This window comes from Vibrio sinaloensis (genome assembly GCF_000808535.1).
Lineage (GTDB): Bacteria > Pseudomonadota > Gammaproteobacteria > Enterobacterales > Vibrionaceae > Vibrio > Vibrio sinaloensis_D.
Window position 1 is genome coordinate 12907 of the sequence record NZ_JWLV01000015.1, and the last position, 24596, is coordinate 37502.

Here is a 24596-nt window from a genome sequence, read left to right on the forward strand (position 1 = left end):
ATTACTTGTCTGCGAAACGCTTTTGCATTTTCTCTGCGCATTTGCCCATTCGCTCTTGCTGCAGTTCAGTAAACTTCGCTTTCTGTTCCGGCGTTAAAATACTAAGCATTTGATGCTGCTTCTCTAGCATTTTCACTTTGCGCTCGGTCTGCTTCTCAACCATCGCCTTCGCAAGTTCATCCGCAGCAGCTTGGTCGAAATTATCAGCCAGAACTAACTGCTGTACTTTTGCGTGGTGAGCTTGCATCTCTGCCTGACGCTCAGAAAAATTGCCTTTAAAGTTGGCTTTCATCTCTTGCTTGCCCGCTTCGCGCATCTCTTTCAGTTGTTCTTTTTGTGCATCAGTAAGATCTAGCTGGCGCATCATACCGCGGTCAAAACCACCGCCGCATTCACCGTGACCACCTTTCTTATGATCTTTGCCACCAAACGCGAAGGCACTTGCAGTACCTAGAGTCAGAGGAAGAACAACTGCCGCTACTACTAATTTTTTTGCCATTTTCATAATCGTACCTTTCACTGTATTTGTTGGATTAAGCTGCCTTTCTCTGCAGCGCTTGAGTGTAGAATACGACATGCTACGTAAAGCAACGTTTAGCGAGCGTAAAGAAGCGTAAAGAGCTCAATTTGCACTCAATCTCCTGCTCATTTCGCAGTAAACTTAGCGTATCCCCAGATAAAGAGATTTCCCAATGCCAAACATCCTACTCATTGACGATGACATCGAACTGACGAGCTTGTTAAACGAAGTGCTGACCTTCGAAGGGTTTGACGTAACCGAAGCCAACAATGGTGAAGAAGGGTTGGAAAAGCTTGATGACAGCATTGATCTCATTTTGCTTGATGTGATGATGCCTAAGCTCAATGGCATGGAAACGCTGAAACGACTCAGGGAAAACTGGGACACCCCGGTATTGATGCTGACAGCCAAAGGGGAAGAGATCGATCGTGTCATTGGACTGGAACTTGGCGCTGATGACTACCTACCCAAACCATTCAGTGATCGAGAACTGTTGGCAAGAATGCGAGCAATTTTGCGTAGAACTCAGTCGAATGCCAATACCAAATCAGATAAACGCACCGACTGCATCGAATATCAAGACATCCAAATTTTCCCCGGTAGACAAGAGGCTTACTGCCAAGAGCAGCTGATAGAGCTAACCACCACAGAGTTTGCGCTGCTCAGCCACTTTGTCCAACACCCAGGAGAAACGCTCACCAAAGAAGTACTCAGTTTGGATGTGTTGGGGAAACGCCTTGCTGCCTTTGACCGTGCCATCGACATGCACGTCTCTAACTTACGTAAAAAATTACCTGAACGAAGTGACGGCAAATCGAGAATAAAAACGCTGCGAGGCCGTGGCTACTTACTGGTTGAGGAAGATTGATGCGTTTACCCAAAATCACCAGCTTGTATGGTCGTATTTTTGCTATTTTCTGGTTCACCATGCTTCTTGTCTTGGTGGCTGTCTTATCGCTTCCTCACCTTGATCCGCGTAAAGCCCGTGATATTCCTGCCGACCATTACAACCGCTTGGTAGACATCACGCGCAGTATTGAAAAACGATACGCACAAGATGACAACGTAGCCAGGGTGCTCTTTAACCTAGAAGGACCTAATCGTTCGCCTAAAGATCCGCGTCCTCGCTTTTTCGTGACCGACCAAGACGGCAACATACTGACAACTCAAGACCGAAAAAACTTTCGTTACCGCGCACTGCAAAACTTCATCACTAGTATCGACGTGCCTGGTCAGCCGCAGCAAAAACTGTACGGCCACTATATGGTTGCCGGTCCGCTGCCCGTCACTTTGGCGAAACAAGACTTACTGCTCTACATCGGCGTGAAGTGGAATGAGCCACCGCCATTTTTACTGCGCATGTTTGATAAGCCTTTCCAACTGCTGTTTGCCGTTATGCTAGTCAGTACACCGTTACTGCTTTGGTTGGCGTGGGCATTGAGCCAGCCAGCACGCAAGTTGGAGCGAGCCGCCCAACGGGTAGCAAAAGGTGAGTTCATTGTCGATCCAGAACTGGAAAAAGGCACCAGTGAGTTTCGCCAAGCAGGCACGAGCTTTAACCAAATGGTCGAAGCGGTGAATCAAATGATTTCGGGCCAGCAACGCCTGCTGTCTGACATTTCACATGAACTGCGTTCACCACTAACTCGGCTAAGGATGGCCAGCGCGCTTGCAACCAGAAAACAAGGAGAGAGCCCAGAGCTGGCACGAATTGATACCGAAGCTCAGCGGCTTGAGCAGATGATTGGTGAGCTATTGGAACTGTCGCGCATGCAAGCAGATAGCCACCTAACACGAGAAAAGCAGCCGTTGAGCAGTCTATGGGAAGCCATCTTGGCGGATGCCCAGTTTGAAGCGGAGCAAATGGGGAAAAGCCTCACCTTCACTCCAATCCCTGACCGAATCATCTCTGGGACACCTAAGCTATTGATGAGTGCCCTCGACAACATTGTCCGTAATGCTATCTATTACGGTCAGGATCGTATCGACATCAAATTTACCGAGTCCGAGCAGCAGATCACCATTACCGTGGATGACAATGGCGAGGGGGTACCTGACCATGAACTGGAAGCGATTTTCAGACCGTTTTACCGCGTCTCCACCGCTCGAGATAGACACAGCGGCGGCACAGGACTTGGTCTTACAATAACCGAAAGTGCCATTCGCCAGCATAGCGGCCACATCGTTGCGACACGCAGTCCACTGGGCGGACTTCGCGTGGAAATCACTCTCCCTTTAATCATCGGTGAATAACCCTACAAACACCTAGTTGATAATGGATCTCATTATCATTTATAGTAAATCCTTCAATTATGGAGGATTTACTATGTCTCACACCTTTCCAGAACTGCCTTATGCTTACGATGCACTAGAACCCTATATTGATGCAAAAACCATGGAAGTGCATTACAGCAAGCATCACCGCACTTACTTTGATAAGTTTACCGCAGCAATCAAAGGCAGCGAACTCGAGTCCACAAGCCTTAGCGAGATTTTCGCGACAATCTCCAATCACTCACCTGCGATTCGCAATAATGGTGGGGGTTACTACAACCATATACTTTATTGGAACTGCATGAAACCAAATGGTGGCGGCGTACCAAACGGTCAGTTGCTTGATGCGATCATCGCTCAGTTTGGTAGCTTTGCTCAATTTCAGCAACTGTTCACTGAGGCGGCGATTAATACTTTCGGCTCTGGTTTTGCATGGTTGATCGTCAAAGAGGGCGAACTTCATGTCACCTCAACCACCAATCAAGATAACCCACTTATGGATGTTGCCGATATTCAGGGTGAACCTATCCTTGCTTTAGATGTATGGGAGCACGCCTACTACATCAGTTATCAAAACCGCCGCCCAGAGTACATTGATGCGTGGTGGAATGTGGTGAACTGGGATGCGGTGAGCGAAAACTATTCTGCCGCCCTTGCTCAAGGTAAATAAGCGAGAAAACACGAATACTCACAATGTCAGGCTTGGCGGTCATTCGTTGTGACCTTATACTTTCTGACCTAAATTCCATAGTGCAAGAATAACAACATGTTTGATATCGCCCTTTATGAGCCAGAGATCGCCCCAAATACGGGCAACATTATCCGCTTATGTGCCAATTGTGGTGCTAACCTTCACCTGATCGAGCCATTAGGTTTTGATTTAGAGGAGAAGAAGGTGCGCCGTGCAGGATTGGATTACCACGATCTCGCGAGAGTCACTCGCCATAAAGACTATCAAGCCTTTGTCGAGTACCTTGAAAAAGAGCGTGGAGACTATCGAATCTTTGCTTGTACTACGAAAACAACGGGTCATCACGTCGATGCAAACTTTCAAAAAGGTGACGTATTGTTGTTTGGCCCAGAGACGCGTGGTTTACCTGCAGAGCTCATTGAAAGCATGCCAATGGAACAGCGTATTCGTATTCCGATGATGCCAGACGCTCGGAGCTTAAACCTCTCCAACGCAGTCGCAATTATTGCGTTTGAAGCATGGCGACAAATGGGCTTTGAAGGCGCTCAATAGAGTCATCAAAGACAAAAAACGGACTCCTTGGAGTCCGTTTTTATATCGGATGAATTCGCGGGTTATGGACGAGCTACAAAACCCACCGCTTCATACGCTTTCTTCAACGTTTCTGCAGCGCGAGCAGATGCTTTCTCTGCACCCTGCTTCATCACTTGATCCATGTACGCACGGTCGGCACGAATACGGTGGTATTCAGCTTGAATCGGCTCAAGCATCGCAACCAGAGCTTCACCAACGTCTTTCTTAAATGGACCGTACATTTCAACGCCTTGGTACTTCGCTTCAATTTCTTCAAAGCTCATACCTGTCGCCGCAGAGTACAGACCCATTAGGTTCGAAATACCCGCTTTGTTGTCCCAATCGTGGGCAATACGCGGTGGCGTTTCAGTGTCGGTTTGCGCCTTGTTGATCTTCTTAAGAATCGACTTCGGCTCTTCCAAAAGCGTAATCACGTTCTTACGGTTATCATCCGACTTAGACATCTTCTTCGTCGCATCCTGCAAGCTCATGACACGCGCATTCACGGTTGGAATGTACGGCTCTGGCACTTGGAAGATTGGCTGCTCAGGCGAGTAGATGTTGTTAAAACGGTTCGCAACATCACGTGCTAGCTCTAAGTGCTGCTTCTGGTCACTGCCAACTGGAACTTGGTGTGCGCCATAAAGCAAGATATCCGCAGCCATGAGTACAGGATAATCAAACAGACCAACGTTTACATCACCAAACTGGCTAGAGCTGTCTTTCGAGTAACGTGCTGACTTATCTTTAAACTGAGTCATGCGGCTCAGCTCACCCATTTGGGTGTAACAGTTAAGAAGCCAACCAAGTTGAGCATGCTCTGGTACATGTGACTGAACAAATAGCGTGCTCTTTTTCGGATCAACACCAACGGCGAGACAGATTGCTAATGCGTCGAGGGTCGCTTCATGCAGCGCTTTCGGGTCTTGGCGAACCGTAATTGCGTGAAGGTCTACCACACAGTATTGGCAATCGTAATCGTCTTGCATTTGCTGCCATTGACGTAGAGCACCCAAGTAGTTACCGATACTTAGTTCACCTGATGGTTGAACACCACTCAATACAATGGGTTTGCTCATGGGAATAGTTCCTTTGACTTCTTAATCTAAATAAATGAAAAACCGTGTCGATTCAGGGTCTACCACCCAGTGACACGGTTTACTCAGTGTACTCATTGATGAGTATTTTGGAAGATCTTTTGTCGCCGTTACGCGGAAACAGCGACCGCTTCGACCAATTCTGCGATGGTGTCGGCGACAAAATCTGGATTCGATGCCGCAATAGGCTCACCGTGGTTATAACCGTACGTCAAACCAAATGAGTGGCAGCCCGCATTTTTCGCCGCTTTGATGTCGTTACTAGAGTCGCCCACCATCAGCATCTCTTGCGGCTGACAATTGTGTTTCTCAAGTAACCAGTTCAACGCCATTGGATTTGGCTTCTTCTCAGGGAAAGTATCTCCACCAATCACATCGACAAAGTACTTGTCTATGCCATGCTTGGCTAATACTTCAGGGACAAACTTCGATGGCTTGTTGGTTACAAGCGCCATAGTGAAGCCCGCTTTGTGCAGCTCGGCTAAGGTCTCTTTTACTGCTGGGTAGAGGTGGCTCAGTTTGTGACCGCTCTTTTCGTAGTAATCATCAAATAACACTCGAGCCTTAGCCAATAGCTCAGAAGACAAATCTGGTGATACCGTTAGGCTACGACTTAACGAACGACCAATGAGTACGTCTGCACCATTGCCGACGTAGTCACGGACTTGCGCTTCCGTTACTGCTGGGTAACCCAGTGCTTGTACCGCTTGGTCTGCCGCGACAGCCAGATCTGGAACGCTATCAAGCAGCGTTCCGTCCAAATCAAATGCGATTAATTTTATGTTGCTCATTGAATTAGTTAACCTTTGCTAGCTCAGCGCGCATCTGGTCAATCACTTCTTTGTAGTCTGGCTGGTTGAAGATTGCAGAGCCTGCAACAAACATATCTGCGCCCGCTTCCGCGATCTCTTTGATGTTTTCTACTTTCACACCACCATCGATTTCAAGGCGAATATCACGACCCGATTCGTCAATCATCTTACGAACGGCACGCAGCTTATCGAGTGTTTTAGGAATGAAAGATTGGCCGCCAAAACCTGGGTTCACCGACATCAACAAAATCATGTCGACTTTATCGATAATGTACTCAAGATGAGAAAGTGGTGTTGCTGGGTTTAGAACCACACCTGCTTTACAGCCGTGCTCTTTGATCAACTGAAGCGTGCGGTCAACATGCTCAGACGCTTCGATATGGAAGGTGATCATTGACGCGCCTGCTTTCGCGAAATCAGGGATAATGCGGTCAACTGGCTTCACCATAAGATGCACATCGATAGGTGCGGTAATCCCATAATCACGCAGTGCCTGACAAATCGGGGCACCAAAAGTCAAGTTAGGTACGTAGTGGTTATCCATTACGTCAAAGTGAACCACATCAGCACCAGCTGCGAGCACTTTCTCTACGTCTTCACCAAGACGAGCCATATCCGCAGACAAAATCGATGGAGCGATAAGGAAATCTTTCATACCTGACCTCTAGTAGTAATTGGCATCATTGCACACTGAAGAAACTTTGCGCGCAATTCTACCTAAGCTAAAGGTCAGAAGATAGGGAAGCGTAATGAAATGTGATTATTTGCCTGAAACAGGGCGGAATAAAGCAAGAAGCTCGTCAACCTTGTTACGCCCCGCACCATTGCGACTGATGGTACGTTTCACTTTAACCACATTCAGCTCCGCACCATGATAGAGGCGTCGGGTTAGCGTTGTATCGTGGTTGGAAATCAGAACAGGAATACTACGCTCTGTGGCTGCGCGCTCCGCGACATCTGCCAATGCGGCTTGATCATCAAGGGTAAAACCATTGCCTGCGTAAGAGGTAAAGTTTGCAGTTGTCGAAAGGGGGGCATACGGTGGATCGCAATAGACCACGCTGCCTTTGCGCGCTCGTTTGAAGGTGTCATGATAGCCTTCGCATACGAACGTCGCTTTCTTAGCTTTCTCAGCAAAAAATTCGAGTTCAGCTTCTGGGAAATAAGGCTTTTTATAAGAACCGAATGGGACATTAAAGCCGCCTTTTTTGTTGTAACGGCACAAGCCATTAAAACCAAAACGGTTCATGTACAAGAAGGCGAGCGAGCGATACATCACGTCATCTGTCGCGTTAAACTGCTCACGAATATGCAGATACGCCTCTTTTCGGTTGTTCTCTGGACAAAACCAACGCTTGGCTTCAGAGATATACGTCTGCGGGTCGTCTTTGAGCAGGTTGTATAAGTTGATCAAATCTGGATTGATATCCGCCAGCAGATATTGTTCATAGTCCGTGTTTAGGAATACAGAACCAGCACCAACGAACGGCTCCACCAGCTTACGAGCCTCTGGCAAGTGACGCTGGATATCTTCGACAAGTCCGTATTTTCCACCCGCCCATTTCAGGAAGGCACGTTGCTTCTTCATCTACTGCTCTATCTATCAACCAAAATCGAGGCTGCGGAATGTAACATATTTTGCGTCGAATCTCAGACTATTTTCCGCGTTCAATCTCTCTATGAACCTGACTCAGTGATTTTGCCCAAGGTTCAAGCTGTTGTAACTCATCGGAGAGTTCTGCCACGCCGTCTCGAGCGACTTGGATGGTCGGGAAGTTATCGTAGGTGACAATGAACCATTCCACATCATTGCGGACAGTTGGATAGATATAAACGTTCTGTTTGAGTTGATAGGTGTCGAGGAATGCTTGTACATCAGCTAAATCAGTCACTGCTGCCAATTGCAAGGTGTAGCTGCGTGGTGAAAATGCTTTCAGCTCCTCTTTGGTAAAAGAAAAGTTCACGACGGGTTGCGGTGCGACTTCTGGCTCAGATCCACTTTCAGGCTCTGGTGTTTCATCTTCCGGAATCGACGCCTCAACCACTTGGTCAATCGCGGAAGTATCCACCGTTTCTGGTTTATCATCGAGCAGGGCATCAACCACTTCTGAGGTAATCACCACGCGTTGATGCCCATCATCACTGCTGCCGACACTTGTCACTTCGCTTGTCACGGCTGGCGGCAAAGATTGCGAGTCATCTTCGGCGCTTGCCAGCATAGGGTCAACCACAGGATCTGGGGTAATGATTGCTGAGTTAGATTCGGTTGATTCTGCGCTAGAAGTGGCATCGGGCAGCGTCGGTATCACGGTTTGTTCAACAGACTGCGTGATCTGCTGCATCTTATCGTTTGGTGAAGGCTGAGACATCATCCACCAGTAGCCAGCCCCAACAAGTAGCAGAAGAGTCACCACCACTAAGGCGATATTGATGGGCGAGCCGATAATCGAACGGATAATGATCCTTTTTTCCACTTTGTGATCCCCTAATGCCATTATTTCGCCAGGACGGCGAGCCACTGTACGATACGCATTGCGTACTCGCTTCTCCATGTCATCTTCGACATATCTAACCACCAATTGCTCAAAAAATCGATCCGCTTCCGACTCGGAAAGGGCATCGATTTCGAGATCAATGGGTTTGTGTTCTTGCCCATAACTTAGACGCGTGAGCAATGCATCCAGTGTGTTTGACTGCGCAAACAACAAGACATTAACGGTCCAAAGTGGGTTTTGCTGAGATTCCAGAACCAACATCCATAGCTCTGAAATGAACGACTCACTGAGCAAATGCGCATCATCAATGGTGATAACAATGTCACATGCTTCCCCTTCCATCATTCTGACGAAAGATTCCACCAAAGAGTCTGAGGGATTAAAAAGCGGCTCCGACACCAACTGCGACAATACCGTCATACGACGTTGTTCATCATCTTGATTCGGAAAACACAGCAGCAAGGCTTGATTCTTCTCTAATGCCCACGCTTCAAGATAACGCTGAGCGAGCCAAGTTTTACCCGCGCCGTTATCACCAGCGATCGTCACTAAGTTAGAACCAAAGTTAGTCAACAACTGCAGTCTCTCAAGCAATTCGACTTGAGAGTCTAACTCCAACACATGCGAGTCATGCGCCATGTTCATCCGCCACCCTAAAGATAATACTCAAAGATACCAACTCAGCGGCTTATACAACGAATTGTTGAGCTGTTTTCTGGGCTGGTATCACACCAAGGTAAGATTAAATATCGCGGCCAAAATCAATTGCTTGCTTGATAATGGCTTCAGGTACACCTTTTACAACGTCTGCTGTACCAATGCTTGTTGGTAACACCAATCGAAGCTCACCCGCCAACACTTTTTTATCGCGCATCATATGACGCATAAAATCGTCAAACGTCATTTGCTCTGGAGTGTGTACAGGAAGTTTTGCTTTTTTAAGTATAGAGACAATTCGCTCAACTTGCGCTTCAGAGATAAGCCCATGAAGCTGGGCCGTTTTTGCCGCCATGACAGTGCCAGATGAGACCGCCTCGCCATGAAGCCAGTTGCCGTACCCAAGTTCCGCCTCAATCGCGTGGCCAAAGGTATGCCCTAAGTTCAGCAATGCACGAATGCCTGACTCTTTTTCGTCTTGAGCCACAACCTCTGCCTTAATCTCACAACAGCGTGCGATTGCGTAAGTCAGTGCGGTTTCATCGAGAGCGTACAGCTTGTCTAGGTTTTCTTCTAACCAAACAAAAAAGTCCTGATCGTAGATAATGCCGTACTTGATGACTTCAGCGATACCCGCCGCAAACTCACGTTCAGGGAGTGTTTTCAAACAATCGGTGTCGATCACCACCGCTTTAGGTTGGTAAAAAGCACCAATCATGTTTTTACCTAGTGGGTGGTTGACTGCAGTTTTTCCGCCAACCGAGGAGTCCACTTGTGACAGAAGCGTGGTTGGGATCTGAATAAAATCAACGCCACGCTGGTAACAAGCGGCTGAAAATCCGACTAAATCGCCAATCACACCGCCACCTAACGCAATCACCACCACATCACGAGCGAAGTTCCCTTCTAGCAAGTAACTCATTACGGTATTGAAGGTCTCTAGTGATTTGTATTGCTCACCGTCTGGCAGTTCCAATAGCGAGGATTCACAACCAAGTTGGTCAAGTAAAGAGAGGATTTTGTCGGCATAAAGTGGCGCTACAGTGACATTAGAAATCACTACCACTTTTTGTTTCTGCGCTAAGAAAGAAAGGTGGGCCGGATTATTAAACAATCCGGCACCAATTGAGATTGGATAGCTACGTTCGCCTAAGCTGACCGTAATCCGTTCCATGGGTATTCTCCAATTGCTAAAAGTCTTAACGTTCTTCTAGCATTTTTACGATCTGGTTGGCTACCACTTTTGCACTTTGATCGTCTGTACGTACTGTGTAATCCGCAATTTCTTCGTAAAGTGGGTTACGTTCACCTGCTAGGGCTTCCAACACTTCACGTGGATTATCAGTTTGTAATAATGGGCGCTTCTTGTCGCGGTTAGTGCGAGCAAGCTGTTTTTCAATCGTTGTTTCTAGGTAAACCACGATCCCGCGAGCAGAAAGACGATTGCGGTTTTCTTTGCTCTTGATTGAACCACCACCTGTCGCAAGAACAATGCCTTGCTCTTCGGTAAGGTCGTTAATCACTTTTTCCTCGCGATCACGGAAGCCTTCTTCACCTTCTACGTCAAATACCCAAGCGATATCTGCGCCTGTACGTTCTTCAATAACGGTATCAGAATCAACAAACTCCATATGAAGTTGTTGAGCTAGGTGTCTACCGATTGTGCTTTTGCCGGCACCCATTGGGCCAACAAGGAAAATATTGCGTTTCTCAGCCATGTTTAGCAGTAATTTACAACGTTAATTCAATGACATCGCCACAAGAAATGCCAGTCTATAACTAGCGATGAAGATGCTTGTGGCACCGATTCCTCACAGATAATTCGTGATAAGACCCGAAATTATCTAGATATGGTGCCACTAATGCAAATTTATTTTTTCAAAGTCACCATTTCTTACTGAATCACGACTTTCGGCGTAACAAAAATAAGCAGCTCACTTTTGCCCATTTGTTGATAAGAACGTCTAAACAACGCCCCCAAAAGCGGTAAATCACCAAGCAGAGGCACCTTATCCACCGTATCGGTAACACTGTGCTGGAAAATGCCCCCTAGTACGACCGTCTCGCCATTCTCTACCAACACTTGGGTACCAATGCGCTGGGTATTGATCGCCACCGCTTCACCCGTTCCGGTTTTGACTACGTCACCAGGCCTATCTTGAGTAACATTTAAATCCAGAACCAGACGGTTGTCAGGGGTGATCTGCGGCGTAACTTTTAAACTGAGCACCGCTTTCTTAAATGTCACCGTAGTCGCACCACTTGACGAAGACTCCAAATAGGGAATTTCTGTACCCTGTTCAATGTAGGCAGGCTTTTTGTTTGTGGTAATCAGGCGCGGACTTGAGATCACTTCGGCTTTTGACTCACGTTGCAAGGCTGAGAGCTCCAAGTCTAACAACAGATCTGAGCCTAATTTTGCCACTTGAAACGCTATCGATGACGCAGTCGCTGACGTGGCACCTAGGTTTACATTTAAGAAGTCATCCACTGGCAAGTTGTCCCCTTCAAGCAACCCTGCTTGGAACAGGTTACTCTCAATAGAGCCGCCCACCGTGTTGTTTCCGTTCGTAGAAGTAAAGCCCCAACGGACACCTAGCTCATCTAAGTTACCTTCGTTGACACTGACAATGCGCGCTTCGATTTGAACCTGTTTTACAGGAATGTCGAGGGTGTCGATAATGTCGCGAATAACGTCAATATTCTCTTTCAAATCACGAATCAAAAGCGCATTAGTGCGTTCATCCACAGTTAAAGAGCCGCGCTCAGAGAGCATACTGGCGGCTCCCTGCCCGCCGATCATTTCTGCAATTTCCGAAGCTTTGGCAAATTTAATTTTGATTATCTCTGAGCTCAAATCACCCAACTCTTCTTCTAGGCGTGACTTTTCCAGCATCTGCTGTTCACGCAAATCTAGCTCAGCCTTAGGTGCAACCAGAACCACATTGCCGTCAATACGCTTATCTAAGCCTTTCACCTGAAGGATAATATCCAGCACTTGTTGCCAAGGCACACCATCAAGACGAAGCGTTAAATTGCCTTGAACCGAATCTGATACGACTAAGTTAAAGTCGTTGTAGTCCGCGATAAGCTGAAGCACGTTACGAACTGGGATATCTTGAAAATTAATCGATATTTTTTTGCCACTTTTTTCAAGAATACTTTTCTCTTGAGGTTTTGTTTCTACCTTGGGCTGAGTGACGACCACTTCGAGATAGTTACCCGTCAAATGGTAATCGTAGCCATAATCACCATCGACACTGGTCAGCAAAATGACACGCTCTTCTTTACGGAACACCTCTATCGACGACACATTGGTAGCGAAGTCTTTCACATCCAATACGTAAAGCTTGTCGTCGGAAACGCTCGTGTCCATCAGTTCAATACTCAGACCTTCTTGCGCTTTATGAATATCGACAGCGATGTGAGGCGTGGCCAGTTCGACCACTATTTTGCCGTTTTGCTGCGAATCAACCCGAAAGTCTATCGAATTTAATTGATTCATAGCCTGCTGAGCATAACTGGTCGGCAATAGCACCAGCGCACAAATAACCATAGCGCCCTGAAGGAGGTAACTTAATGGGTTTCTTAATCCTTTCATCTCTAACCGTAATTCCTACTTGAGCGCCAACTTTACGCTACGTTTATTCCAACAACCTAATCCATCTGGAAGGGTCTCATTTATTTTTAGATAGTCATCTGCCACGTGTGTGACTTTGCCATTGTTCAATCCGATGTATTGCCCAGAGCTCACTTTCACTACATTGCCTTCAGGAGTTTGAACCAAGGCCGAGACTCTCCCTCCACTGCCCATGACACCTTTAAGGCGCAGTTTGCTGAGCGGGAAACGTTCAAGCTGTCCGGTTTTTCTCCGCTGTGCAGGTTGCCAACAGTCTGCCTTCGCTAGAGGCTGATTGAGGACAAGCGCCGCTTGAGGCAATACAAAAGGCTCGCGCTGGTTATGTGATTGATAGGCGGAGATTTGAAAATCGAACACGGGCTTTAAGTCCACCACATCTTGTCTTGCTTTACGTTCAACTTGCGCGACAAACTCGTCGAGAGACTCCTCATTCGCTTGGCAGCCAAGCAGAAACAGAGATAAGCCTAATAACGCCAACTTATTTTTCATCTTCTACCTCCGGCTTAAATTGATAGGTGTAAGCTCGAACGCGAAAATGCAGCGTGCTGCTCTCCTGACTAACGCGCTGCCAATCAATATCGTCAAAATTGATGATGCGCGGCAGCTCGGCAATCGCTTGACTGAAGTCTCCGATGCTGTGGTAGTGGCCAGTAAGTTCTATGTTGAGAGGCAAGCGATAAAGGAACTCTTGATTCTGTTTTTGCCCCCAATCAATTCGCGTAAATGTGAGCGAATTTTTTAACCCTTCTTCGTTAACCGATGCCAACATGGAAGCGAGTTCTTTTTGGACTGGCAACTGACGTGATAGATAATCGTAACGCTCCGACAGCTCATCTAACTGAGCTTGGAGCTTGGGCAGAGTAGCGACTTTATTGGCTTTGATGGTCGCCGTGGATTTTAAGGTCACCTCTTGTTGACGAAGTTGTTCGATCTGCTCCATTTGCGGTTGCAGATAAAACCAATAGCCTGCCGCCTGAATCAAACCCGCGATTAGGAGTATGACAACCAGTTGAGGGAGCAAGGGCCATTCTGCCAACTCTTCTATGTCTAACTCGTTGTAACTAGCCATTGCTGCTTACCTCTACATTCTGTTTATTTGGTGCACTAGCAACAAAGGAGAAGGAGACATTAAAGCTTTGAAATTTCTTATTGAACCGCGGGGTGTCATGCACGATGGAGTGCATCTCTACGTTTCGAATGTGGGTGGAGCTCTCTAAGTTATCGAGCATGGTTGCCAAACGAGAAGTGGTATCGCTGATCCCTGATACACGCACCTGCAAGCCATTCATTTTCACCTTGTCGACATAGACACCTTCAGGGATGAGTTGCGGCAATGTATTCATAAAGTCAGTGGTTTTATTACGCTGATTTTGTAGCTTCTCGACCACTGCAAGTCGCGTTAACAACGCCTTATGCTCCTGCTCTACTTCTTTTAAGGCATCAATCTGCTTATCAAGTTGGGAAATGTAGGCGTTGAGGTAATTCAAGCGAGACTGCTGTGCTTGGGTTTGGCGTTGAAGGTAGCTTGCCGCCCCCCACTGAGCGGCTACGGCAACAAGGACGCCAATTAAAAGCAAGCCAACGAATCGGTGTTTGTGACGGTCGCGTAGTTGATCACGCCATGGAATTAAATTGACACTATGCAGCATGATCTTGCTCCAACCAATCCAGGCCTCTTAACGCCAAACCTGCAGCTGTTGCGTACGCATGGCCTGTCGAATAACTGGCGGATTTCTTGTTGTTTTGCCGCTCAAATAGCGCCAACGGGTTGAACAGCTCACACTCGGTGTTCAGCCGCCTAGCGATTTCTTCTGCCAACATCGGCGTGACGGCGCCTCCGCCCGCAAGCCAGATTCCTTGCACCGAAACACCATGAACCGAAGTGAGCATTTGAATGTTGCGCTGCAACTTATCGACCAGAGCAAAAATAAAACGCTCTGTACTCCCGTGGACTAGGTGCTCCAATTGATGATCGTTTTCAATCAGTTGCGTCCCTAAAGCAATCTCTTTGCAAAAAGGCGCCTTATCTTGCAAGTCCATACACACCGAGGTTTGGCTCAAGCCAACGTCCACCAGCAACCAATCAAACTTGTGCTGCATTCTTGATGCCATTTGCCAAATATGGACCAGGCTGTGCGTTTGCACATCGAGTAATACGGGTTGATAGCCAGCTTTTGTCGCGGCCTGAACTCGGCTTTCAGCGACATCACGTTTGGTGGCATACACTTGATAGCTGGCCAAAGCTTGTGATGCACTCGCTCGGTTCACTTCAACGAAGTCAAGATTGAGCTCTTCGATAGGAAATGGCGACTGATGAGCAAACGCTTGGAAAATCGCGTACTCTCTTTCCTGCGCGTCTAATGCGCTATCTATCTGTAAAACCTTACTTATTACAGCATTGTCTGGTATTGCCAACGCAACTTTGCGACTAAATAGCGGTAGGGACTTCCTTAGTTCTTTGAGTTTCTTTACAATTTTCTGATAATTTAACATGTGGTTATCAGTGAAAATGTCGGCTTCGATTGGCAACTCTTGGTAACTCACGAGTGTAAACGTGCCTTTTGAGGGCTTGAGAGCTACCGCTTTTATACTGTGGTGGCCAATATCAACGCCGATGACTAGAGATTTACCCATGCTTTGCTCCATGCTGTTGCTTAGCTCTATGTTCGTAAATTGATGGTTTCTTACCGCACACTAACCAGACGAGCTAAGGTTTTAGCTTAAAGTACAATGGTTTGCATATAGTGAACCTAATTAATCAGGGATTCTCCGGTGAAGTTCATAAAGCGATTGTTCATTTTTTCACTGGTTTGCATGATTCTTGGAGTCGGTACAATTTTCGGCTTCTATTTCTATGTCAAACCAGAGCTACCCGATGTAGCGACTTTAAAAGACGTAAAGCTGCAAACACCCATGCAGGTGTTCAGTCAAGACGGCAAACTGATCTCTCAGTTTGGTGAAAAACGTCGCATACCAGTTAGCTATGACGAGATTCCTCAACACCTAATCGAAGCCCTAATCGCGACTGAAGATAGCCGCTTTTATGATCACCCAGGGATCGACCCAATTGGCATCACGCGTGCAGCGGTTGTCGTTGCAATGTCGGGGTCGGCAAAGCAAGGGGCAAGTACCATAACCCAGCAGCTTGCGCGAAACTTCTTCCTCTCCAATGAGAAGAAGATCATGCGTAAGATTAAAGAAATCTTTATCGCCATCCATATTGAACAGTTGCTGAGCAAGCAAGAGATCATGGAGCTTTACGTCAACAAGATCTTCTTGGGTTACCGTTCGTACGGCTTTGGCGCCGCTGCACAAACGTATTTTGGTAAAGATCTTAAAGATTTAACGCTGAGTGAAATTGCCACTCTGGCTGGCATGCCAAAAGCACCGTCAACCATGAACCCTATTTATTCTGTTGATCGCGCTACCAACCGTCGTAACGTGGTTTTACTGCGTATGCTCGATGAGAAGTACATTACTCAAGAAGAGTACGACCAAGCTCGCGCTGAAGAGATTGTTTCCCGTTATCACGGCGCAGAAATCGAGCTGAGTGCCCCTTACGTGGCTGAACTCGCTCGCGCATGGATGGTAGCTCGCTACGGTGAAGAAGAAGCGTATACGTCTGGGATGAACATCTACACCACAGTAGATTCCAAGCTCCAAGCTGCGGCGAACAAAGCCGCAATCAATAACCTGATTGACTATGACATGCGTCATGGCTACCGCGGCGCTGAAAAAGTGTTGTGGAAACCGGAGCAACCTGCTTTTGATGAAGACGAGATCAACAAAACTCTACGTAGTGTGCCAAGCTATGGTGACATCACTCCTGCGGTAGTCACTAAGGTGAATGGTAAGCAAGCAACCGTTGTGATTAAGAATGAAGGTAGTCAAACGCTTAACTGGGATGGCATTAAATGGGCGCGTAAGTTTCTAACCGATGATCGCCAAGGAGCAGCACCAAAATCCGCAGCCGACGTTTTGGCCGTTGGCGAACAGATTTGGGTGCGCCAAGTCGCAGCTGTGGACGAAAGCGAGCAACCAACCTCAACGTGGGAACTAAGCCAAGTACCAAATGCGAATACCGCGTTTACAGCAATGAACCCAGAAAATGGTGCCGTGCTTGCATTGGTCGGGGGCTTCAACTTTATCCATAACAAGTTCAACCGCGCAACTCAGTCGGTACGTCAAGTAGGCTCAAGTATCAAACCTTTCATCTATTCGGCAGCGATTGATAAAGGATTAACATTGGCAACCTTGATTAACGATGCGCCAATCAACCAGTGGGATCAAAGCCAAGGTACCGCTTGGCGCCCTAAGAACTCGCCTCCGACTTACGTTGGTCCAACACGCCTGCGCATCGGCCTTGCTCAGTCAAAGAACGTAATGGCGGTTCGTGTACTGCGTGAAGTAGGATTGGATGAAACTCGCCAATACTTGACGCGTTTTGGCTTCGATATCGATCAGGTGCCACGCTCAGAAACGATCGCTCTCGGAGCGGGTAGCTTAACACCGATGAAAATGGCGCAAGGTTATTCAGTATTTGCCAATGGCGGCTACTACGTTGAACCTTTCTACATCAGCCGTGTAGAAGGCCCATTTGGCGATTTAGAGTTTGAAGCGACACCAAAAACCATCTGTCGCGATAATTGCGACGCCGAAGAGACTCTCACTGAGCAAAACGAGTTTCAAGAGCAAGATGTTGCCCTCGAAAATACGCCGCTTGACGAAAACACTGAACCTCAGTACGCACCTCAAGTCATCTCGGAGCAGACCGCATTCCTAGTACGAGAGATGATGTACAGTAATGTTTGGGGTGGTGGTAATTGGCGCGAAGGAACTGGCTGGAATGGTACAGGCTGGCGAGCTCAGAAGCTGGAACGTCGTGATATCGGCGGTAAAACCGGTACCACCAACGATTCCAAAGATGCTTGGTACAATGGTTACGGTCCGGGCATGGTTGCTGTAGCCTGGGTCGGGTTTGATGATCACAACCGAAAACTGGGGCGCACGACACCCAACAGTAACCTTGGCAAAGACCAAGCGTCTGGAGCAGAAGCAGGCGCAAAAACAGCGCAACCTGCTTGGGTAGATTTCATGCACGATGCACTAGAGGGTGTGCCTCAGGTCGACAAATCTATCCCACCAAACATTGTTCGCGTGCGTATTGATCGCGACACAGGCCTGCTGACCAACAAGTTTGATGGCAGCGCGATGTTTGAATACTTTTTGGAAGGCACTGAACCAACAGAGTATGTGACAAACCAAATCACAGACAGTATTTATACGTCAGACGATGGCAGTGAAGAGCTCTTCTAAGTGATGAACCAAAGAGGCTGATGTAACCCATCAGCCTCTTTTTTATTGCCTTAATACTGTCATACGGCGCAACCTAAGGTGACCAGCCGCAATCTAAATCTCCGCGACACACAGACTAATTAGACTCAATACTCGCCAGTTGCTCTTTGATTGCGTTCGCTAGTTGCTCAAAACGAGTTCGAAGCGGTGAGCCCGGTCGATACACCAGAACAATACTGCGTGACGGTACAGGATTTATGGCACGAACGTAGCAAACTCCATCCTTTTGTTTCTCTTTCGGCAAAGAGAGCTCGGGCAATAACGTAATCCCCGCTCCCGCTGCAACCATATTGCGTAAGGTCTCTAGGCTCGTCGCTTTAAAGCGCTCATCATCTTTTGCCCCAGCAGCGAAACAGAACCCCAAAGCCTGATCACGCAAGCAGTGACCATCTCCGAGCGCTAACACCGTGCGCCCATTGAGCTCAAGCATATCGACCTCATCCAATGCCGCCCATTCATGATCGCAAGGCACCGCAACACTCATTGCCTCATTGAAGACTTCGATTTCTTTAAAGGGCGCTGTTTCTGCGACAGAGGCCAGCACAAGGCAATCCAGTTTTCCATCTTCTAGCTGCCTAACCAACTGATGCGTCTGCGCTTCATGAAGAAAAAGTTCAAGCTGTGGAAACTGCTCTTTCATCATAGGGACAATTCTTGGCAACAAATAAGGTCCAACCGTCGGAATAAAACCGATGTGCATAGGACCCACCATTTCACCCGCTTGCCCACTGGCCATATCTTTAAACGTTTTCACTTCCGACAAAATACGTTTAGCTTGGTCGACCAATTGCAACCCTGCATCGGTAAATAGGACACGGCGACTGCTCCGTTCTAACAGTGCGGTCCCCAACTCATCTTCGAGTTTTCGAATTTGACCACTCAACGTTGGCTGACTCACAAAACACGCTTCAGCTGCCTTGCGGAAGTGTTTGTGTTCAGCTAAAGCTACTAAGTACTCAAAGTCGCGAATATTCATTGTTGGTTGCCCCCACAAAGTAGATAGAAAGAATCTATCAAAACCATAGCATTAAACGATTAGAGCTATCAAAGAATTTCTTTAATAATAACCCCATCAAAACAGAGCACAGTGAACACACTGATAAGACTCACTGAAAATTTTATATAAATCATCAAGGAAACTCATATGTTCGTATCGAAAGAAGGTCAAAGCGTTCCACAAGTTACTTTCCCAACCCGTCAAGGTGACGCATGGGTTAACGTGACAACAGACGATCTGTTCAAAGACAAAACCGTTATTGTGTTTAGTTTACCCGGTGCTTTTACACCAACGTGTTCTTCAAGCCACCTGCCGCGTTACAACGAGTTGTTCCCTGTATTTAAGGAGCACGGCGTGGATGAAATCTTATGTCTGTCGGTCAATGACACCTTCGTGATGAATGCATGGAAAGCCGATCAAGAAGCCGAAAACATCACTTTCATTCCTGACGGCAACGGCGATTTTACCGAGGGTATGGGCATGCTAGTCGACAAAAATGATTTGGGCTTTGGTAAACGCTCATGGCGCTACAGCATGCTCGTGAAAAATGGCGTGGTTGAAAAAATGTTTATCGAGCCAAACGAGCCGGGCGACCCGTTCAAAGTATCAGATGCCGATACCATGCTGAACTACATCGCTCCAGATTACAAAACGCAAGAGTCTATTACGGTATTTACTAAGCCAGGTTGTCCTTTCTGTATGAAAGCGAAACAAAATCTGATTGACCACGGTCTTCAATATGAAGAAGTGATTCTTGGCAAAGATGCAACCACAGTGAGCTTGCGTGCTGTAACAGGTCGCTCAACCGTTCCTCAAGTCTTCATCGGTGGTAAACACATCGGTGGTAGTGAAGAACTAGAAGCGTTCCTAGGCTAACTCAATGCCCTCAGTCTCCCGATGCTAACCTGGCTCGGGGGACACCCTACTCACTTCCTTGAGTCTTGATACTTGGTTGTCTTAAACCAGTCCAACAACGTATCAGGATTGACCCCAATTACCTTCCCAAGCCCCACACTGGCTTGGCTAGAAAAGCGAGAACCGTTATGAAACAGTTAAACGTTGATGTTGCCATTATTGGTGGTGGTACAGCAGGTCTTGGTGCATACCGCGCGGCCAAAGCACACACGGACAGTGTTGTGATGATTGAAGGTGGTCCATATGGCACCACATGTGCTCGCGTGGGTTGCATGCCTTCAAAGCTGCTTATCGCAGCAGCGGAAAGCGTTCACCAAATCGAAAAGGCTCCAGGATTTGGCGTTTACCCGCAAGGTGATATCACCATCAACGGACGAGAAGTAATGGATCGTGTGAAACGCGAACGTGACCGCTTCGTTGGCTTTGTGCTTGAAGGCGTTGATGAAATACCCGCTCAGGATAAGATCCAAGGCTACGCGACTTTCCTCGATGACAATACGCTCATGGTGGATGACCACACTCAGGTTAACGCTAAGCGAATCGTAATTGCGACGGGTTCTCGCCCCGCATATCCAGCCGTGTGGAACGAACTGGGTGATCGACTCGTGATCAATGATGATGTGTTTGACTGGGATGACCTACCTGAATCAGTGGCGGTATTTGGCCCAGGTGTTATTGGCCTTGAGCTTGGTCAAGCGCTGCACCGCTTGGGAGTCAACGTGAAGTTGTTTGGCTTGGGAGGTCAAGTAGGCCCGCTCACAGACCCAGAGGTTATGGCGTACGCCGATCAAGCGTTCAAACAAGAGTTCTACTTAGATGCGGACGTGAAAGTCGAGAGCATGAAACGTATTGAAAGCGAAGACAAAGTTGAAATTCAGTTTATCAATCACGATGGTGAACTTGAGAGTTTTATCGTCGATTACGTCTTGGCTGCCACTGGACGTAGACCGAATATCGATAAGCTAGCGATTGAAAACACCAACATTGAGTTAGATGAACGCGGTGTGCCGACCGCTGATCACTACACCCTTCAAACGTCAGTAGAAAGCATTTTTATTGCAGGTGACGCAAGTAACCAAATTCCATTGCTTCACGAAGCCGCAGATCAAGGTCGTATCGCGGGCGACAATGCAGGTCGTTTTCCAGATATTCGAGCGGGACTGCGTCGCTCTCCGATTTCAGCGGTCTTCTCTGATCCACAAATTGCGATGGTCGGTGAAACCTATAAGCAGTTAACAACACGTGTAGGCAATTGTGGCTGTTTTGCGACGGGTGAAGTTTCTTTTGAGAACCAAGGCCGCTCGCGAGTCATGCTACGCAACAAAGGTATCTTGCATGTCTATGGCGAACAAGGTACTGGACGTTTCCTTGGCGCAGAAATGATAGGACCCAATGCCGAGCATCTCGCTCACTTGCTTGCTTGGGCACATCAAAACCGAATGACGGTGTCTGAAATGTTGGATATGCCTTTCTATCACCCTGTTATCGAAGAAGGCGTTCGAACAGCCTTACGCGATCTCAACGCGAAACTGCATCTTGGCCCAGAGATGATCAAACACTGCCTAGATTGTGGTCCTGGTTGTTAATCCGACTAAAAAGAAAAAACGAGCCAAGTGGCTCGTTTTTGTCTTTAGCGTAAGAAGAAATTATTTTTCTGCGGCAATCACTGAGATCTCAACCAATAAAGCCTCACGCGCCATATCACCCGTCACACAAGCTCGCGCTGGTGCATGCCCCTCTGGTACCCACGCATCCCAAACAGCATTCATCGCTTTGAAATCTTGCATGTCTTTGAGGTAAATGGTCGCCGACAACATGTGTTCTTTATCGCTGCCCGCTTCAATCAATAGTTGCTCGACTTTATCGAGCATAGTCTGCGTTTGCTCGGTAATACCTTGTGTTGCATCAGCGCACACCTGACCACATAGATAGATGGTGCCATTGTGCTTCACAATTCGGCTCATACGTTGTTTCGTGTGTTGGCGCTCGATCATTTTTCTCACTTTCTCATTCATTTACGATATTCTAGTAACACGCTATGTTACCTAAATTCGTATCCTCATGACATGCCCTTACTGCAAAGATAACTGGTTCTGGCAAAAGATTGGCCGCTGTAAACGCTGCATGGATCAACTTACCGTGCTATCTGTTTTATGCTGGATCGTCTGGTGGTTTTTGTTCAAAGACAACCCAAAAAGTATTGAGTCCATCGCGCTACTTATGGCGGGCTTTGCATTCAATGCACTTCTCGCCCTTCACCTATGGATGCGCTTTGTGATCATTCCTTGGCAGGAGCGCAATAAAAACAAACGGTAGACGAATTTGAGATCGGATAAAAAAAGCCCCAAGGACAATCTGTCCTTGGGGCTCTCTTAGATTCGTCTAAGAAAAAGCAGTGGTACTTTAATAGACCCAGCTTTTTATAAAAGGTTCCCAAATTGATCGATCTTTTTTGATCTTTCTTCAAAAACCTTCCAATTCATACTCTTATGCCACATTGGCACGAGCAATGGATTTCTCGACTAAGTTAACTTCTAATGCGACTTCATCACACGCATGTTGACGTGGACACTGCTCGCAATCTTTGAGCACTTTTTCCGGCAATAGTGACTTCGAGGTCGGTAGGAAGTTTTGCTTCATAAAGAATTCTGGCGTACGAGTCAGCACAAAGACTTTTTTGATCGCCATCTGGCGGGCTTTTTCTACCAAATACTGCACAATCGCACTGCCTTGTCCCTGACCTTGCCAGCCCGCTTCGACACCCAGTGAACGTACTTCGGCTAAGCCTGAATCGTACACGTATAAAGAGGCACAACCTGTCACTTCACCGTGATGCTCCGCAACCGCAAATGAACCAATGTCGCGCACCAACTCATTACGAGAGCGTGGCAAGTTTTCTCCCATGTTCGCCCAATGCGTCACCATACCTTCAAGCGCTTCAATGTCGGTTAAACGTGCAGGGCGTACTTTGACTGTCGAAGTGTCACGTTGAGTTAAACGCGATTCCGCTTGCTCAACCGCATGTGCGACTTGTTTTGGAGAGACCCCTCCCAATGCACTGCGCTTCTCGAGACAAGATTCAATGGTTAAGATGTCGTACACATCCTCTTCAATCACCTCTGAAAACTCTTTCAGTTCAGCGATGGAGAGCTCTTCTAGTGCGCAGCCTTTAGCAATCGCTCCGACAACCGCAACCCCAACAATATGGTGCGCCTCACGGAATGGAATTCCTTTCGCTACAAGGTAGTCAGCCAGTTCAGTCGCGTTCGCGTAACCTTGTTTCGCCGCCTCTAGCGTACGCTCACCATTGACTTTAATACCGTCAAAACAGAGCGCAGCCATTTCCATACAGTCATTCCATGTATCGAGTGCGTCAAATAAGCCCTCTTTGTCTTCCTGCATATCTTTGTTGTATGCGAGCGGCAGCGCCTTCACTGTCATCATCATTCCAGCTAGGGCTCCGTAGACGCGACCGGTCTTACCACGAATCAGCTCAAGGGCATCTGGGTTTTTCTTCTGTGGCATCAATGACGAACCAGACGTGACGGTATCAGCCAGTTCGATGAAGTTCGACTCACCCGAATTGTAGAAAATCATATCTTCAGCAAGACGCGAAAGGTGCAGCATGGAGATCGACGCAATCGACATCAGTTCCATCACATGATCACGGTCCGAAACTGAATCAAGCGAGTTACGTGTTGCACGGCGGAAGCCTAAACTATGTGCAAGCTCTTCACGATCCATTGGGTATGCGGTACCAGCCAATGCGCCAGAACCAAGTGGGCAAGTGTCAAGACGATGAATGGCATCATTTAGACGAGAGTAATCACGCTCAAACATCTCAACATAAGCCAAACACCAATGCGCAAACGTGACCGGTTGAGCACGTTGCAAGTGCGTATAGCCAGGGAGCACTGTGTCTTGGTGTACTTTCGCCACGGATACCATTTGCGATTGCAAACGATCAAGCGCCATAAGCAATTGCTGACCTTGCTGACGACACCAGAGCTTGAGATCGGTCGCCACTTGATCATTACGCGAACGCCCTGTGTGGAGCTTTTTACCTAAATCACCCACTTTGCTGATCAGTTGCTGTTCAACCCAAGAGTGAATATCTTCCGCATCTGAACGAAGGATCTGATTCGGATCTTCCATCACTTCAAGCTTGAGTTCATTCAAAGCTAACTCAAGCTTCTGCTGCTCTTCTTCTGTTAAGACGTTAACGGAAAGCAAAGCCTTGGACCAAGCAATAGAGCCGACAATATCTTGCTCAGCTAGTCGGTAATCAAAGCGCAATGAGTCATTAAAATCTTTAAATCTCGTATCTGCCGCTTGGGTAAATCTTCCGCCCCATAATGCCATCGCGTTTCTCCTGATTACCAGTGCTCACTATTTGTGCTAGTAGCTGTATTGCTAAAAAAGACTCTGAATTATCTTCAGTATTTTATGATGGTTCAAAGTTACGGCAAATCAAACTAAAAATAAAGTATTAATTCATTATTTTTACATATTTATTCATGACAGCTTAATTAATATCCAAAGAAAGAAAAAGCCCACTTGGCGTCCAAGT

At 47.3% G+C, this 24596-nt stretch carries 24 protein-coding genes; 8 read left to right on the forward strand and 16 right to left on the reverse strand.

Annotated features, from left to right (window positions below; genetic code table 11):
• Position 1: 1 nt before the first annotated feature.
• Positions 2–505 carry a CpxP family protein gene (locus RJ47_RS11130; RefSeq protein ID WP_038141240.1) on the reverse strand — a complete coding sequence of 168 codons (504 nt, stop codon included), beginning with the start codon at positions 503–505 and terminating at the stop codon, positions 2–4.
• A 187-nt stretch (positions 506–692) separates the two neighbouring features.
• Between RJ47_RS11130 and RJ47_RS11135 the strand changes: the two genes are divergently transcribed.
• The 4 genes from RJ47_RS11135 (at position 693) to trmL (ending at position 4037) form a co-directional block, all read left to right on the forward strand.
• Positions 693–1388 carry a response regulator gene (locus RJ47_RS11135; protein ID WP_039483820.1) on the forward strand — a complete coding sequence of 232 codons (696 nt, stop codon included), beginning with the start codon at positions 693–695 and terminating at the stop codon, positions 1386–1388.
• Positions 1388–2773: an envelope stress sensor histidine kinase CpxA gene (gene cpxA / locus RJ47_RS11140; RefSeq protein ID WP_039483822.1), complete on the forward strand. Its 1386-nt coding sequence runs from the start codon at positions 1388–1390 to the stop codon at positions 2771–2773. Before RJ47_RS11135 ends, cpxA begins: the two co-directional genes overlap by 1 nt.
• 73 nt (positions 2774–2846) lie before the next feature.
• A complete protein-coding gene (locus tag RJ47_RS11145) occupies positions 2847–3464 on the forward strand; it encodes a superoxide dismutase (protein ID WP_039483824.1) in 618 nt (205 codons plus the stop codon).
• A 96-nt stretch (positions 3465–3560) separates the two neighbouring features.
• Positions 3561–4037, forward strand: a complete 477-nt coding sequence (gene trmL, locus RJ47_RS11150; protein WP_006881329.1) for a tRNA (uridine(34)/cytosine(34)/5-carboxymethylaminomethyluridine(34)-2'-O)-methyltransferase TrmL — start codon at positions 3561–3563, stop codon at positions 4035–4037.
• A gap of 62 nt (positions 4038–4099) precedes the next feature.
• Here the strand turns inward: trmL and trpS are convergent, their stop codons facing one another.
• The 12 genes from trpS to pilM all read right to left on the reverse strand — a co-directional run bounded on the left by trpS (position 4100) and on the right by pilM (position 15393).
• Positions 4100–5137 carry a tryptophan--tRNA ligase gene (trpS, locus tag RJ47_RS11155; protein WP_038217584.1) on the reverse strand — a complete coding sequence of 346 codons (1038 nt, stop codon included), beginning with the start codon at positions 5135–5137 and terminating at the stop codon, positions 4100–4102.
• 128 nt (positions 5138–5265) lie between these two features.
• Positions 5266–5946: a phosphoglycolate phosphatase gene (locus tag RJ47_RS11160; RefSeq protein WP_039483827.1), complete on the reverse strand. Its 681-nt coding sequence runs from the start codon at positions 5944–5946 to the stop codon at positions 5266–5268.
• 4 nt (positions 5947–5950) lie between these two features.
• The gene (gene rpe, locus RJ47_RS11165) at positions 5951–6622 is read right to left on the reverse strand and encodes a ribulose-phosphate 3-epimerase (protein WP_038141224.1); all 672 of its coding nucleotides are present in this window, start codon (positions 6620–6622) and stop codon (positions 5951–5953) included.
• Positions 6623–6727: 105 nt separating this feature from the next.
• Positions 6728–7555, reverse strand: a complete 828-nt coding sequence (locus RJ47_RS11170) for a Dam family site-specific DNA-(adenine-N6)-methyltransferase (protein WP_005474179.1) — start codon at positions 7553–7555, stop codon at positions 6728–6730.
• 67 nt (positions 7556–7622) lie between these two features.
• The gene (locus RJ47_RS11175; RefSeq protein ID WP_039483829.1) at positions 7623–9107 is read right to left on the reverse strand and encodes an SPOR domain-containing protein; all 1485 of its coding nucleotides are present in this window, start codon (positions 9105–9107) and stop codon (positions 7623–7625) included.
• Positions 9108–9204: 97 nt separating this feature from the next.
• Positions 9205–10293 carry a 3-dehydroquinate synthase gene (gene aroB, locus RJ47_RS11180; RefSeq protein ID WP_005474138.1) on the reverse strand — a complete coding sequence of 363 codons (1089 nt, stop codon included), beginning with the start codon at positions 10291–10293 and terminating at the stop codon, positions 9205–9207.
• A gap of 25 nt (positions 10294–10318) precedes the next feature.
• The gene (gene aroK, locus RJ47_RS11185; RefSeq protein WP_005474150.1) at positions 10319–10837 is read right to left on the reverse strand and encodes a shikimate kinase AroK; all 519 of its coding nucleotides are present in this window, start codon (positions 10835–10837) and stop codon (positions 10319–10321) included.
• A gap of 176 nt (positions 10838–11013) precedes the next feature.
• Positions 11014–12675, reverse strand: coding sequence for a type IV pilus secretin PilQ (locus RJ47_RS11190; RefSeq protein ID WP_052237941.1), 1662 nt, complete (start codon positions 12673–12675; stop codon positions 11014–11016).
• A 60-nt stretch (positions 12676–12735) separates the two neighbouring features.
• Positions 12736–13248, reverse strand: coding sequence for a pilus assembly protein PilP (locus RJ47_RS11195; RefSeq protein WP_005474229.1), 513 nt, complete (start codon positions 13246–13248; stop codon positions 12736–12738).
• A complete protein-coding gene (locus RJ47_RS11200; protein ID WP_005474200.1) occupies positions 13238–13828 on the reverse strand; it encodes a type 4a pilus biogenesis protein PilO in 591 nt (196 codons plus the stop codon). Before RJ47_RS11200 ends, RJ47_RS11195 begins: the two co-directional genes overlap by 11 nt.
• A complete protein-coding gene (locus tag RJ47_RS11205; RefSeq protein ID WP_005474158.1) occupies positions 13821–14408 on the reverse strand; it encodes a PilN domain-containing protein in 588 nt (195 codons plus the stop codon). The genes RJ47_RS11200 and RJ47_RS11205 overlap by 8 nt, the downstream gene beginning before the upstream one ends.
• A complete protein-coding gene (gene pilM, locus RJ47_RS11210) occupies positions 14398–15393 on the reverse strand; it encodes a type IV pilus assembly protein PilM (RefSeq protein ID WP_038141211.1) in 996 nt (331 codons plus the stop codon). Before pilM ends, RJ47_RS11205 begins: the two co-directional genes overlap by 11 nt.
• A gap of 138 nt (positions 15394–15531) precedes the next feature.
• Between pilM and RJ47_RS11215 the strand changes: the two genes are divergently transcribed.
• A complete protein-coding gene (locus RJ47_RS11215) occupies positions 15532–18075 on the forward strand; it encodes a penicillin-binding protein 1A (protein ID WP_039483842.1) in 2544 nt (847 codons plus the stop codon).
• A gap of 115 nt (positions 18076–18190) precedes the next feature.
• Here RJ47_RS11215 and oxyR read toward each other — a convergent pair whose 3' ends face one another.
• Positions 18191–19090: a DNA-binding transcriptional regulator OxyR gene (gene oxyR / locus RJ47_RS11220; protein WP_005474154.1), complete on the reverse strand. Its 900-nt coding sequence runs from the start codon at positions 19088–19090 to the stop codon at positions 18191–18193.
• Positions 19091–19258: 168 nt separating this feature from the next.
• Between oxyR and RJ47_RS11225 the strand changes: the two genes are divergently transcribed.
• Positions 19259–19987, forward strand: coding sequence for a redoxin family protein (locus tag RJ47_RS11225; RefSeq protein ID WP_005474181.1), 729 nt, complete (start codon positions 19259–19261; stop codon positions 19985–19987).
• A gap of 167 nt (positions 19988–20154) precedes the next feature.
• Positions 20155–21612 (forward strand): dihydrolipoyl dehydrogenase, encoded by a 1458-nt coding sequence (locus RJ47_RS11230; RefSeq protein WP_039483844.1) that lies wholly within the window; start codon positions 20155–20157, stop codon positions 21610–21612.
• Positions 21613–21672: 60 nt separating this feature from the next.
• On the opposite strand, the gene RJ47_RS11235 is transcribed toward RJ47_RS11230, so the two are convergent.
• Entirely contained in the window at positions 21673–22020 is a 348-nt protein-coding gene (locus RJ47_RS11235) for a RidA family protein (RefSeq protein WP_039483847.1), read from the reverse strand.
• Positions 22021–22087: 67 nt separating this feature from the next.
• On the opposite strand from RJ47_RS11235, the gene RJ47_RS11240 reads away from it, so the two are divergent.
• Positions 22088–22342, forward strand: a complete 255-nt coding sequence (locus RJ47_RS11240) for a DUF3624 domain-containing protein (protein WP_038186727.1) — start codon at positions 22088–22090, stop codon at positions 22340–22342.
• A gap of 171 nt (positions 22343–22513) precedes the next feature.
• On the opposite strand, the gene argH is transcribed toward RJ47_RS11240, so the two are convergent.
• Entirely contained in the window at positions 22514–24388 is a 1875-nt protein-coding gene (gene argH / locus RJ47_RS11245; protein WP_039483848.1) for an argininosuccinate lyase, read from the reverse strand.
• Between the last annotated feature and the right edge of the window lie 208 nt (positions 24389–24596).